Origin of the sequence: Saliniramus sp., assembly GCF_035311605.1 — a bacterium.
GTDB lineage: Bacteria > Pseudomonadota > Alphaproteobacteria > Rhizobiales > Beijerinckiaceae > Saliniramus.
Genome location: NZ_DATGCW010000305.1, coordinates 1 through 14,372, shown reverse-complemented (window position 1 = coordinate 14,372; position 14,372 = coordinate 1). Strand labels below are relative to the sequence as shown.

At 63.1% G+C, this 14,372-nt stretch carries 7 protein-coding genes and 2 pseudogenes; 5 read left to right on the top strand and 4 right to left on the bottom strand.

Annotated features, from left to right (window positions below; translation table 11 throughout):
* The 3 genes and pseudogenes from VKP01_RS13560 to VKP01_RS13550 all read left to right on the top strand — a co-directional run.
* A pseudogene (locus tag VKP01_RS13560) lies at positions 1–394 on the top strand (VWA domain-containing protein); the annotation flags it as partial.
* A 174-nt stretch (positions 395–568) separates the two neighbouring features.
* On the top strand, positions 569–1,195 hold the full coding sequence (locus tag VKP01_RS13555; protein ID WP_324413151.1) for a hypothetical protein: 627 nt from the start codon (positions 569–571) through the stop codon (positions 1,193–1,195).
* Between the two features lie 23 nt (positions 1,196–1,218).
* Positions 1,219–2,907, top strand: coding sequence for a methyl-accepting chemotaxis protein (locus tag VKP01_RS13550; RefSeq protein ID WP_324413149.1), 1,689 nt, complete (start codon positions 1,219–1,221; stop codon positions 2,905–2,907).
* 51 nt (positions 2,908–2,958) lie between these two features.
* On the opposite strand, the gene VKP01_RS13545 is transcribed toward VKP01_RS13550, so the two are convergent.
* From VKP01_RS13545 to VKP01_RS13530, 4 genes are all read right to left on the bottom strand, one after another.
* A complete protein-coding gene (locus VKP01_RS13545) occupies positions 2,959–3,300 on the bottom strand; it encodes a DUF805 domain-containing protein (protein WP_324413147.1) in 342 nt (113 codons plus the stop codon).
* A 148-nt stretch (positions 3,301–3,448) separates the two neighbouring features.
* On the bottom strand, positions 3,449–6,595 hold the full coding sequence (locus VKP01_RS13540) for an efflux RND transporter permease subunit (RefSeq protein ID WP_324413146.1): 3,147 nt from the start codon (positions 6,593–6,595) through the stop codon (positions 3,449–3,451).
* Positions 6,592–7,914 (bottom strand): efflux RND transporter periplasmic adaptor subunit, encoded by a 1,323-nt coding sequence (locus VKP01_RS13535; protein WP_324413144.1) that lies wholly within the window; start codon positions 7,912–7,914, stop codon positions 6,592–6,594. The genes VKP01_RS13540 and VKP01_RS13535 overlap by 4 nt, the downstream gene beginning before the upstream one ends.
* A 523-nt stretch (positions 7,915–8,437) precedes the next feature.
* Positions 8,438–10,636, bottom strand: coding sequence for a hypothetical protein (locus tag VKP01_RS13530; protein ID WP_324413142.1), 2,199 nt, complete (start codon positions 10,634–10,636; stop codon positions 8,438–8,440).
* Positions 10,637–11,012: 376 nt separating this feature from the next.
* Here VKP01_RS13530 and VKP01_RS13525 point away from each other — a divergent pair, with 376 nt between their 5' ends.
* Positions 11,013–13,454, top strand: a complete 2,442-nt coding sequence (locus VKP01_RS13525) for a hypothetical protein (RefSeq protein WP_324413140.1) — start codon at positions 11,013–11,015, stop codon at positions 13,452–13,454.
* 148 nt (positions 13,455–13,602) lie between these two features.
* A pseudogene (locus VKP01_RS13520) lies at positions 13,603–14,372 on the top strand (hypothetical protein); the annotation flags it as partial.

The following is a 14,372-nucleotide window of genomic DNA, read 5'->3' as shown; positions in this document are numbered from 1 at the left end:
GTTCAAGCATTTCGAACATTTCTACTTCCACAACTGCCCCTATGAGGGCGTGTGGAAGGACAATCGCCGCCGCCGCACCGAGATCACGCCCACCCTCGACGTGATCCGCACCTACGGCGAGGATTACCGCCTCGTCTTCGTCGGCGACGCCGCGATGAGCCCCTACGAGATCGTCATGGCCGGCGGCTCGGTCGAGCACTGGAACGAGGAGCCCGGCCAGCTCTGGATGGAGCGCCTGCTTGGCCATTTCCACAAGGCAGCCTGGCTCAACCCCGTTCCCGAGGCGCATTGGGGCTATACCCACTCCATCGGCATCGTCCGCCAGCTGATGGAGGGCCGGATGTTCGCGCTCACCGTCGAGGGTCTCGACCGGGCAATGAAGGCGTTATCATGAAAGTATAGCCGTCGATGATTGCTCCAGATTGTATGGCTTGTGTTTGTAATTTTGATGCGAGACTTCTGGGGCCCAAGAAATTTTACAATAAATGGATGGTCAGTGGACTCCCGTTAACACGGTGTTCATTTCGAACGGAAATGCTCCTTTAAATTGTATTTAAGGAGAAAGACCATGAGAAAATGTGCGATTGCCATCATTCTCGCCGTCGCCGCCACGCCACTGCCCGTCGCGGCGCAAGACGCTGCGCCTGACCCCGCTGCGCCTGACCCCCATGTCTTGATCGACGACGCTGTCATTGCCGACGTCCGCGACTTTCTCGAAACCGAGATCGTTCGCCTTTCGGTCACGAACCAGAACGAACGTCACGCCGATATCGACGACGACGATATCCAGATGCTGGATCGGCAATGGCGTACCGAACGCGAGACGGCAGACATGCCGCTGATCGCGGCAACGCTGTCCTCACCGTTGTCCGTCTTTCTTACCCGTGTCCAGGCACAGGCGCTCGGTCTCTATGTCGAGATCTTCGTGACAGACGACAAGGGCCTCAATGTCGGGCAGAGCGCAATCACTTCGGATTACTGGCAAGGCGATGAGGCGAAATTTCAAAAAACCTTTCCAGTCGGCCCCGATGCCGTCTTTATCGACGCGGCTGAATGGGACGATGCGCAGAAAATCTGGCGCGCGCAGCTCAATCTGACGGTTACCGATGCGACCGGCGCGCGTCCTCTCGGCGCCACCACTATCGAGATCAACCTGACCGAGCTGATGCGCCGCAAGGCCGCAATCGCCAGCTGAGCCGTTCCGAGGGCTGACATATCATGGGTAACAATCTCTCCGTCACCAAGAAGGGCCTCGGCGCCTTCCTGATACTTGCGCTTATCGGGGTGGTCGCAGGCCTCGTCTCCTTCGACCGCGCGCGCATGGCCGAACAGGCGATCAAGGATGCGAATGCGGGGCAGGCGCTGGCCTTCGCAACCCGCAATATCGAGAGCGCCATCCTGTCACAGGCTTTTGCGCTGCAGGGCCTCATCCTCACCGGCGATCGCAAGCGGCTCGATGTCTTCGAAGAAAACGTGCGCGCGGCGCAGGCAGGATTCGAGACCCTCTTATCAGAGAGTCGGGCGCTTGACCCGGCCCTGGGCGAATCAGTCATTGCTGCTCGGGAAAGCTGGGAGACCTGGCGCGAAACCCATGTTGCACCGCAGATCGAGCGCATGCGAGACCCGATGACGGTCGACCTCGCGCGTGCCGTGGCCGGCTCTGTCGCTGCCGAGTCCTTGTCCGAAAACAAGCATGCGGATATGGCGACGGTCGCGGAGGCAATCAGCGCAATTCGCGAGAACCTCATTGCGGATCAACGGCAAGCGTTAGGCACAGTCAAGACGGTGGGCATCAGCGCATCCCTCGTGATCGTGCTGGCGGCCATCGGTTTCGCCTGTCTGAATTTCACGATGATCTCGCGCCCGCTCAGGCGTCTTGCGCAGACGACCCAGCGGCTTGCAGAGGGCGATCTTGACGCAGAACCACCTGCGGGCACCCGCGATGACGAGATTGGGCGCATGAACAAGGCGTTGGGCGTCTTTCGTGAGAACATGCTGCGCAACCGTGCTCTCGAAAACGAAAACGCGATCGCACAACGCGAGGCAGCCGAGCGCAAGCGGCGCGAGGAAATGGAGCGACTTGCCTGTGAGTTCGAAGCCTCTGTTATGCAGTTGTCGAACGAAATGCAGGCGGAGACAACGCGTCTCGGCGAATCGGCTGGCGCATTGTCCGAGATCGCAGCGATCACGACGGACCAGGCAGTCGGCGCCTCTGCCGCCTCGGAGGAGACCGCCGTGAATGTCCGCAGCGTCGCCAGCGCAACCGAAGAAATGTCGGCCTCGATCAATGAGATCACGAAACAGGTCAACGCCTCGTCAAGCATGGCGATTGAAGCCGCGAGCGATGTCGCGTGCTCGAACCGATCGGTTTCGAACCTCAACGATGTCGTCGAGCGGATCGGCGATGTGACGCGGCTTATCTCGGAGATCGCCGCCCAGACCAATCTCCTGGCTCTCAACGCCACCATCGAGGCCGCGCGCGCGGGCGAGGCGGGCAAGGGTTTTGCGGTTGTCGCCGCAGAGGTGAAATCACTGGCTGACCAGACCGGCAAGGCGACGGAGGATATCGAGAGCCAGATCGCCGATATGCGCAGCGCTGCGAAAGGCTCCATGCAGGCCGCCACGACAGTCGCCGAGAAGGTAAGCGCCATTACCGAGCGGATGAAAACGGTCGCCGCCACTGCGGAGCAACAGAACGCGACGACTGACGAGATCGCTCGAAACGTGGCCGAGGCCGCAACCGGGACCCAGGATGTCAGCCGCACGATCACGCAGGTCAGCGGCCAGGCCACCCGGACCGGAGAACTCTCGAACGCCGTTCACGCTTCGACGAACACGCTTTCCGAACGCTCTCATGAATTGCGAAAGGCAATGGAGGACTTTGTGGCACGCGTGCGCGCGGCATGATGTGTCACAACGGCATGGCGCGGCGCGCACGCGTACCGCGCCATGCCGGCTTCAGCGCCCCGCGAGCGGATCTGCGCCAAAGCGGTTGGCGCCCGGGGTGCCTTCGAGAATGCCGAGATCGACGATGGCCCAGATCAGGCCGAGGACCGGGACAAACAGGATCAACACCCACCAGCCGGACTTGTCGCGATCATGAAACCGCTTGATGTGCAGCATGATGCCGGCGACCAGCAGCAGAATGCTGAGAATGAACGGGATCAGGCCGTCACTTCCGAACAGCCCGTTCAGAACGAGCCAGGCGCCGAACAGGATGACGACGCCGATCCACCAGCGCTGCCGCTCGATGCGCCCTTCCGGCGACGTGAAGAGATAGGCGAAATCCAGATTGCCCATATGGCCCCCCTTTGAATGCGACGTGATGTCGGTGCCCGATAGTCGTAACGCGATTCGCGCGCGCGACGTAATACCCGGCGGACAATGCACGAACGGCGTTTCCGTTCGGGGTGGGAGTTGATGGGGTCCGGGGTATCGCCCGGCCTCATTACCGCGCCGGGCGGACCCGCATACCGGCAAGACGGAGATAGCCGCGCTTCATCCGGCCGAGATCATCGGCAATGCCGAGCATGGCGGGAACGACGAAGAGGATCACCAGTGCCGAGACCGCCAGACCGAAGCTGAGCGTGATGGCGATCGGGATCAGGAACTGCGCCTGCAGGCTCTGCTCCATGATCAGCGGCGCCATGCCACCCGCCGTTGTCAGCGATGTCAGCAGCACCGCGCGAAAACGATCGACGGAGGAGCCCACCGCCGCCGTTTCATGCGCCTCGCCCTGGCGGACGCGCTCGTTGTAGCGATCGACCAGAACGATCGAGCCGTTCACCAGAATGCCCGACAGCCCCAGAAGCCCGATCATCGAGAGGAAGGCGAACTGGAAGCCGAGCAGCCAGTGCCCGAGCACCGCTCCGATAAAGCCGAAGGGAATGATCGACATCACCAGAAGCGGCTGCGTCCAGTTCTGGAAGACGAGCGCGAGGATCACGTAGATGGCGGCCAGCGCGATGATGGCGCCAAGACCCAGATCGGCGAAGGCGCGCCCCTGCGTCTCCGCCTGACCACCGGTCTGCGTCTGCACGCCGAAGCGCTCGCGGATTTCGGGAAGGATTGCCTCTTCGAGCGAAGCACGCACTTCGCCAGCGGGGGTGATGTCTGAATTGACGTCCGCAGTCACGGAAACCGCAATCTGTCCATCGCGGCGCTGGATCAGGCCGAAGGCTTCGCGCTCCTCGATCGCCACGACATCACCCAGACGCACCATGGCGCCGGAGGGGGTGCGCAGGGTCATGTCGAGCAGGCCGGCAATATCGCCGGTCCGGTCGGGCTGGCGCACACGGATGGTAACCTCCTCGTCCCCGGCGGCGAATCGCATCGCGACGACCCCCTGATAGGCGGCACGTACCTGTGAGGCGATCACCTCGGGGTCGAGGCCGAGCGCCATGCCACGCGGGGTCTGACGCAGGATCAGTTCGTTCTTGCCGAGCGGCGTATCATCCTTGATGCCCGTTGCTGCGGGGTAATCGGCGAGGCGGTCTTTCAACACGTCGGCGGCGGCCTTGAGCGTCAGCAAGTCCGCCCCCGTCAGGCGGATATCGACATCCGAGCCCGGCGGACCGGATGCGCGGGCGCCGATGGAGAACTCGTCGAGGCCGGGAAGCGGAGGAACCCCCTCGCGCAGATAACGTATTACCTGAGGCGTGCGCAGTGAGCGCTCTTCACCGGGGGTGAGTTCGATATCGATCATGGCGAGATTGGAACCACGATCCTGCCCCGCCTGGCCGAGCCGCGCGTAATGGAAGACCACGACGCGCTCGCCATATTCCTCGCCGAGCCGCGCATCGGTTTCATCAATCGCCCCTTCGATCCGGCGCAGATGCGCGAGCATTCGCTCTTCCGACATCCCGGGAGCGAAACGCATCTCGGCGCTGACGAACTCCGCTTCGGGCGTTGGAAAGAAGGTGAACTGTACACGCCCGCCGGCAATCAGCCCGACAGCGAGGATCAGCGCACCGACCACCAATGCCACGGTTGAATAACGCCAGCGTACGGCAATTGTCGCCAGACGGCGCACCGGGCCGTTGCGGAAGCGATCGACGCCGCCCTCCATGCCCTTGCGGATTCGCGTCCAGCGCCCGTCAGGTCCGGATCGCGCCCGTTCCTGCGCCGTGAGCGCGTGGCGCAGATGTGTCGGAAGCACAATGAAGCTCTCGACCAGCGCGGCCGCCAGCGCCACCACCACGACCAGCGGAATCGCCATGATGATCTGCCCGACGACGCCGGAAATCATGAAAACGGGCAGAAACGCCGCCTGGGTCGTCGTCGTCGCCGCGATCACCGGGACCAGCATGCGCATGGCAGCGCCCTCGGCCGCCTCCATGGGCGACTTGCCCTGCTCGTGCAGGGTCACCGCATGTTCGCCGACGATGATGGCGTCATCGACCAGAATGCCGAGCACCAGGATCAGGCCGAGCAGCGAGATCGCGTTGATGGATTGACCCGTCGCCCACATCAGGACGAAGGTCGCAAGCAGCGCCACCGGTATCCCCGCCGCCACCCAGAGCGCGACGCGCGTATTCAGGAAGAGCAGCAGCACCAGAATGATGATCGCCATGCCCATCAGGGCATTCGAACTCAGCGTGGCGATGCGCTGGTCGACCACCTCGGCGCGCACATCGAACAGCTCCGCCGTCACATTGGGCGGCAGCGCGGCGCGCAGGGTCTCGACGTAATCGCGGGCCGCATTCATCGATTCGAGCGTATCGGCACTCTCCGCCCGTTGGATATCAAGCAGAATGGCGGGCTGCCCGTCATGAAACAGCCGCACGCCGCCGTCACGCATGGCGCTGCGCACCTGCGCGATGTCACGTAACAGGATGCGCTCGCCGCCCGGCCCTGCGCTGATCTCGATTTCGCCGATACCCTGGGGCCTGTCGGTTCGCGACAGCGTGCGCAGGGTGCGCTCCGCTCCGCCTTCCAGATTACCCAGAGGCTGGTTCTGATTGATCGCAGCGATGCGGCGCGCGACCTCGTCGCCGGTCAGGCCGAGCCGGCGCAATTCCCGCGAATCCGCATCGACCCAGACCTCGCGCGCACGCTTGCCGACAAAGGTGATCTTGTCGATCCCGGCATTCAGGAACCCGTCACGCGCTTCACGCGCGACCTCCTGCAGCGCGCGCTCCTCGATATCGCCATAGATGGCGAGCATCGCCACGGTCTCGAAGAACTCGACGCGCGTGATCACAGGCGTCTCGGCGGCACTGGGCAAGGTCGTGATCCCCGCCACCGCCTGCTCGACATCGGAGAGCGCCTTGGACATGTCGGCGCCTTCCTCGAATTCGAGGACGATGCGCGCCGAGCCCTCCACCGCATAGGAGGAGATGTTGTCCACGCGGTCGAGGAAGCGCAGTTCCGGCTCCATCACGTCGAGGACACCGGAGGAAATGTCGTCGGGGCTTGCCCCCTGCCAGGCCACCGTGACGAAGATGGTGGGGATCTGGACAGTAGGGAAGAACTGCGTGTTGAGCCGGCCCAATGCCAGCAACCCCAGCAGACAGACCGAGATGGCGAGCAGGTTTGCAGCGACGCGATGATGCAGGAAGCCGCGAATGATGCCCTGGAGGAAACCGCCGCTCACTCGCGCACCTCGACGAGCTGGCCGGCGGCCGCCGCACCGAGGCGTGACACCAGAACCGAAGCGCCATCAGGAATATCGCCCGCGACGATCACCCCCTCGGCCGCAAAGCTGAGCACGTTAACCGGCGCGCGCTCCAGCCGGTCGTCAACAATCAGGAAGATACTGTCTTCATACAGCGCGTCAGGCGGCAGCAATATCGCATCCTCACGCAGAAGATCGGGCATCTCGACCTCGATGAAGGTGCCGGGGCGCAGGACATCGAGGGCAGTGTCGTCGATATCGATCTCGGCATAGGCAGCGAAACTCGCATCCGCGACTTGCGGCGCCACGCGTGTCACGGTCGCCGTGCGCTCAAGCGTAGTGCCACCGGCGCGCCAGATCACGGTGACGTCGCTTCCCGTTATCTCGTCATCCGCCGCAAGGCGCGCATATTGGCTGTCCGACAGTGCAAAACGCGCCTCTAGGCGTTGTGTCGCAACCAGCGTGGCGATGCGTTCATTGCTGCTGATGATCTTGCCCTCCTCGGCCTGCGGCGCCGAGATCAGCGCGTCGAACGGCGCGCGCAGGACCGTATCGTCGAGATTGCGCTGCGCCTGGGCGACACCGAATTCCAGCCGTTCGATCGCCGCATCAAGCTGGTCACGCTGGGCTTCGAACACGGCGAGCTGGCTCTCGCGGGCCTCCAGCGCCGATTCCGCCTGGGAGAGGCGCAGCAACGCGTCGTCGAGCTGGCGCTCCGGCGCGACGCCGCGCTCCGCCAGAGTGCGCAGCCGATCGATCTCGCGTTCGGTGATCGTGAGCTGCTCGCGCGCCCGCGCCATCGCCGCCTCTTCCTGGAGGACACGCGCGTCGAGCTCCGCGATACGGGCCCGGGTCTCGGCAAGATCGGCATTGGCCCGCACCAGTGCGCCCTCGAACGCGAACGGATCGATGCGCAGGAGCTCGTCGCCTTGCGCGACTCGCCCACCCTCGACCAATTGGTCGGACACCGAGACGACCTGTCCCGCCACCAGAGCGCGCAGGTCGACGCTGCGGCCCGCGACGATTTCGCCGTAAAGCGTCAATGTCGGGCGCAGATCGGCCCGCGCGACCGTCACCGCATCGACGAAGCGCGGTTGTTCAGGCTGACGCTCCACCGGCACCGTCGGACGCGTGGCCTGCATATAGGCGAAGCCGGCAAACGCACCGGCCAGAAGCAGCAGCGGCAGGACGATCATCACGAACAGCCGCGTCAGCCTCATCATGCGCTTGCCGAAACCGGCACGCGGCGCATGCGTCTTCGCCAGAAAGGGGGGCTCTTCGCCCGGCCGCGCATCCATCTTCATCGCATCCATTATACAAAGGGCGCCTGCCCCAGGGTCGCCGCTTTATGTAACCGCTTCGCCCAGTCTTCGCACCTGCAAAATCACGTATCTTTACGCAGATGCGGGCCGCCCGGATCAATCTGCTCATATCGTCTGGTCGCCAGAGAATGCAAGGCTTCGGCATGCGGGCAAGCGCTGGCGGCAAATGCCACGCCGATGCGCGCCGTTCAGGGTCGCAAAAGTACCCGATGCAGCGGCGCATCAACGCGCCCAGCGAGACGTTGGACAGCCCTTAATTGTTTAGAGCACGCTCCGACCTGACAGAGTCAGGCCGGGCGCGAGCAGCATTCCGATGCGGAATTGGGCGATATCGTCCGTGCCGAGGCGGTCGCGCATCATTTCGTTGACCGGGAGTATGCCGCCTATCCGGAATGCTCCGGCGCCCAAGAGTGAGCCGACACCGCCAGCGCGCGCACGAAAAAGCGCCCCGGATCGATCCGGGGCGCTTTTCTTCGTGCTCAACCAGCCGGGACAGGCTTCACTGCGCCTCGTCGGGCTGCCATTCCGGGGCCCAGGATGATGTATGACCGGAATTATCTTGAGCTTCCCACATGACATCCCACGCCCGCTCGCGCAGAGAATCGGGCAGCGGGGCCCCGAGCGTGGTCGAGATGAAGGGCACTCCCGCCGCCTCGGAGCGTGGTTCAACGGGTTCCCCGCGGAGGAAGAATGCAAGGGTCTCGGCAGCGAATTCATTATCATTCGTGCGTGCATAGAATGTCGCGTATTCGTGTGCGCTATCGCGCGGCGCTTCACTCGGGCGCTGCATGATCCGAAGCGTGCCGGGATGCTCTCGCCATGTCTCCGGAATCCCCGAAGCGTCAGTGATCTCCCCGGGATGCGGGCGCACGATATGGTCGCGCCCCAGTCGCTCATATGCCTCGGCCATTGACAAGTCCGGGTAAAGGAAAGCAAGAGCCACATCGAGCGTTACCGCATCCTCGGAGGCATGGGTACTGAATTGCGTACCGACCTCGATGACGGTTTCGAGGCCTGCCTTGAGATCCTGCATGGCTGCAGGGGCAACAGAGGTCAGGGCGTGCCCGATTTCATGCGCATACGCATGTTCCGGCATATCGGGATGCGCTTCGCTCGTATCGCTAAGAATCTGCTGTATCCGTGTCGGCGTTTCAAGGAGCATCAGGCCGATATCCGATGCCGTCAGTCCAAGATTGTTTCCCCGCTCCGACAGATCCGCCGGATTGGGGCCGCTCACGTCGATCTTGAGATTTCTGAGCGCCCCCGGAAACTGCTCTTCGATCCTGGGAAGCAGCGAGAGTACGGCATTGCCCATCTCGATGACCTGCTCTTCACTGCGCGGGAAGACGATCTCGCGCCATTCATCGGGCAGATCCGGATTGCTGAGTACGTCGGTCAGAATGATACCGTATTGCCGCAACTCCTCCTGGAGCTCCGCGATCGACGTGACTCCCGTGGTCTCGCCCGCCTGTGAGACACCGGAAACGGCGCCGGCGGGTGTAGCGGGCTGGGTCTCGACGGGCGGGAACGTCGTGCCAGGGGCAAAAACGCCCGGATCTGGCGGGATTTGCCGCTCTGGCTTGAATGAGGGAGTGTGGCGCGTTCGGTTGGCGGTATCGGTATATGGCTGGACACCGTCCACGGTTTGCGGAAAACCCTCTTGGTCTGCCCTTCGCTGTCCGTCAGGGCTGCTCGGCGTATCGGGCCCGAGCAGGCCTTCGCGGGTTTCTTCCATCGGAGGCGGCATGACGCGATCACCCACGACGGCGCGCAGCGCCTGCGGCACCCCGGAGAGCTGGAGCGCGATCCGCAGGCTCGTCGACGGACTCGCCGCCGTGTCCGCGTCGAAGAATCCGGCTTCATGCAGGTTTGCGTATTCCTCCCTGACCTGCGCGAGGGTCCCTTCGATGGTCAGGAACTGCCGCGCGCCGTCGGGATCGGTCGCCAGTGTCATGACCCGGATCCTGTCCTCCGGCCCGGCCCCGGCGTTGAAATCGGCGACATCGCGATATGCGGCGCTGATCGCGGATGTCTCGGTCGGTTGACCGCCGCCAGCGCGGGTCTCGCGATCATGTTCGGGCAGATCCGGAATGGTCAGGGCGACACCGGGCGTCGTGGCGGGGAGAGTGTCGCCAAAACGATAATTCCCCAGGGTTTGCGGGGTCACGGCCGGGCGCGCCCCGGCTTGCGCGCCATCGGGGAGAAAGTCCGGATTGATGAAGACGCTGCCGTCTTCGCGCAAGATGGTGATGATGACGTCGGGATCATCTGCCGAGACCATCATGCGTCGTCCGTCGGGGAGGGTCTCCCAGGCAATGTGACCGTCGAAGGTCACGCCCTCCTCGGCCAGGGCGCGCATCAGCGCGGCCATGTCATCCGGATTGGCGGTCGATTGCGCCATGGCGAGTTCGGTGAGAAGCGTCGCGACGCCGCCTGCGAGACGCGCCGCACCGGCACCGAGCGGAACGGCCATGCCCTCCATGCCCAGCCGCCGCAGTGCTTCCAGCACACCCTGCCCGACGAGTTCGCCCGCCGGCGCCGCAGCCTGCGCGACGAGCGGCTGACCAGCCGTCGGCATGGTCGGTGATGCCGGCCCTGCCGCCTTGGTCATGGATGAGGCGAACGCAGCGTGAGAAGCACCGGGAGCGTCGGAGACCTTGCCGCCGGCAAGCGGGGGAAACGAAACGGATAATGTCATGGGTCAAACCATTTTAATGAATAAATAATAGTATAAATTATAATTGATTTAAAATAAAGAGATTTAATATGCTTTTTGAGCATGCATCAGAAAATTTCAAACCGATTCGCCCTATCCGGCGCCGTGACGATCAATCGCCACAAAATGAATATTTATGTATTAATTATATAATTAAAATTTATAGTTGATATTATCTAATTATATTTTTATAGTTAATTAATTGCTATTTTTGAGTTCATGCATCCCGTTGTTTCAAGCATTGCCCGGAGTTGCGATCATGGTGAGTATCGGCCCATTTTCCACGCCCCTTTCCCAGACTCAGCTGAAGGGCCCGCCCGGCGATGACTTCGGTCTCCCCGGATCGACCGAAAAGGGCTTGGCAGGACAGGGCCTGGCAGGTGCCGATTCGCATCTGGCATTCGTCCAGCCGGAGCGCGGCGCCAGTCCCAATCTGTTTCGTGGCGCCCTGAATTTGCTCGAGGCGGGGTTCCGCGGCGCTGGCGCGCTGGCCGGTTACATCGTCGGCACCGGCGCCCAACTGCTGGAACAGCTTCTTTCCAATCCCACGGCGGATACGCGTGAACTTGTCGGCATCATACGTGATCTCCAGGCGCGGGGGCTGAATATCGACAGCGCCGTCGGCATGCGCGAGCTGCCGAACGGTGATATCGGCGTCTACGACTTGAGCAACCCCGATGATCGGTTCCCGCCACTCCTTGCCGTCATCAAACAGAACGGCGATGTCGCAATCCAGGCGCGGGGATCGGACGCTCCCGCCATGCCCGAATGGAACCCCGGCGACCGCAGATTTCCCGAATGGCAAGGGCTGGATGTCGAACGGGGCGGTTGGCGACCGGGCGGCATCCGACTGGATACGATGCCTGGGACCGAGCGCCTGGAGCTCAATTTCGAGCGTTTATGGGATCCTGTGGAATTCGACCAGCGCCTCGAGCAGAACATCGAGCAGCAAAGGAACCAACGATCCACAAACACGCCTCCCTTCTTCGACCCGAAGCGCCGCCCCAACGACTTCGACACCACCGGCGCTCCCGAGCTCCCCGGCTCAACACCACTGCATGGCGGATCCGCACAGAACGACGATGCGGTTGAGCGCCTGATGGAAGCTCTGGAAGCGGCACGGCGCATCACTCTCGATCCGGGCGGGTTCTTCGGTAACGGGGTCGATCCGCGCGATGCCATGTACGAGCGCTACGGCTATATCGGCCTTTTCGCCTATGATCTCGTGCAGGCGCAGAACAGCCCGCAGGACGGCTCGGGCGGCATTGCTGCGGCGGCCGGCGCATCCGCAGCCGTCGCGAATTATCTGCGCGTCCTCCCGGCGGAAATCGCGGCCGCCATTGTCAATAACCTCGCAGATCGCCTGGGCACGGTTCCGGACCTCTACCGCGACGCCCTCGCACAGGCCCTCGAGAAGGGTGATCCGGAGGATCCCGCGATTCAGCGGGCAAGACAGCTCCTGAGCGAAGCAGGCGCAGCCGATGATGCGCCCGCTGATGCCCTCCCGGCGCTCACGCCGGACGAAGAGGCCATCGTCGCGCGTGAAATCCGGGCCGGCACTTTCACGCGCGAGGTCTTCGAGGCGTTCCGTGAAGCCAATCCGGACATGCCCGTCGTGGAACTGGTGATCGAACTCTCGATGCTCATGCAGGGATACGATTCGAAGCTGAACATGCCCGATCTCTACGGGCAGACATCGGAAGCGGGCGCCCCTGTCAATACCCACGTATTCGGAGCGGATCCCGCTCTCGATGCCAGGACCATCGAAGCGCTCGACAGCCTGATCGCGCTCGGTGAATCCGGCGTTCCGCTCGATCCGCGCACCGAGGCTGCGGTGATGATCGCCGACCAGATCCGCAAGAACCTCGACACCATCGACCATGCACTGGTGATAACGGATGCACAAGGCCAACCGCTGGGCATGATGGTCTATACCACCTACCCCAATCCCGACGATCCGACAGGCCCGTGCGTCCTGTTCATTGAAGACATCGTCAGCTTCGCCCCGGGACAGGGTATCGGCCTCAAGCTGCTGCAGGAGGGATTCGCGCGCAGCGAGGGTATCCTCGAGCTGATCTCGCTGCCGGGCGCGGAAGAATACTATCTGAGCCTCGGTGCCGAGATCGTGCCGCCGGATCCCGATGCACCGTTCGCGACAAATTTCTATCCGCATCTGCGCTGGACGGATCGCCCCGAGCGCCGAGGCGATGACGCCGGCGGTGCGTCCTCGACGCAGCGCGCACCGGTGCCGGATCAGGCAACAGGCGGAACCGGAACCGTCCGTCAGTATGGACAGGATCCTGCGTTGGATGCAGCGCTGATGCAGATGCTGGAGCAAGAGGTCGCCATGGGCGATCCCACCGACCCCGACGTCACCGAATATGAGACGGACAGGGCAGAGATCGCCGCACAGATCATGACCAGCTTGCGAGGCAACGGCTCTGACGGGGCGCTGGTGCGCATGGATGACGATGGCCGACCGACGGGTGTGTTGCTCTACAGCCATATCGCTCACCCCGATGAGCCCGGGCGTCTGAGCACCCTGATGGTGGAGGACGTCATCAGCTTCGCACGCGGCGCCGGCCTTGAACTTTTGCAAGAGGCGTATGATCGCAGTGAAGGCTTCATGATGCTCTATGCCCTGCCTGGCGCTCTTCCCGCCTATCTCAGATATGGCGCGCAGGAGGGATCCGCTTCACCGGAGAACAACCAGCAGCTCCCCGCCGATTTCCGGGACAGCGATGATCCCATGCTCCTGTTCTGGCGACAGCGTCCGCAGCGGGCCGAGCAAGGTCAGTAACCAACGACACTGACCGGCATGCCGACCGACGCGGCAGCAACCCGCGCCGGTCGCAGCCGGGCAGCGTGATCCGGCGACATGAGCAGATCATTTTTTTTTCGAAGTGGACAAATCAATGGATTTCCCGGGCGTCCGGAACATGCAGGCAATGCTATCACCCGAAACACGCTCCCACGGAGCCGGGACTGCCTTCGCCGGTGCGCTGGGCGCGCCTGATGCGACGATGACCAAGGGCGCAGCGCCGCTCGGCGCACCGGGTGCAGTTCCGAGCGCACCGACCGGCACGGTCGGTGGAGGCGGCGCGATCGACGAAAACCGCGTTGCGCGTCAGATCTATACTGTCTGCTTCGGGGATGCCGGCGACCATGGCGGCAATGCGTTTCAGCGCACCTCCGAGGGGCTCTCGACAAACTCCGACATTGACGGTGCGATCGCGGCGATGAGGCTCCGCTTCCGCGACGAGTTGGCCGAAATGCAAGAGCTGCATTCGCCCGAGGAACTGCGCGACATTGCCCGCGCCGGTGCAAAAGTCGTCGTCAAGGCCGTTGAGCGCGACGATATAATCGGCTTCCTGCACCAGTTTCAAGCCAATATTTTCGCCGGCATGAACAAGAAGAGCCAGGAGATCCTCCACGATCGCGGCATTGCCGAAAGCGGCAACTTCGTCGGACCGGACAGGCAGTTCCCGGAATGGGGAGGCGGAGGCGGCCTGTTGGATCCGCAGCGGCCGATCCCGGAATGGGGCGGCCTCGGCGGCGGGTCTGACGGCGGATCCGGCGGCTGGCGACCGGGCGGCGTGACGATCGGCCCGATGCCGGGCATGCCGGACGATTTCATGCAAAGCAGCGGGTTCGAAGGGCCCCGTCCCGATTTCGATGAGATCGGGAGGCGGATGGATGAGCTTCAAAGACGCGGGAT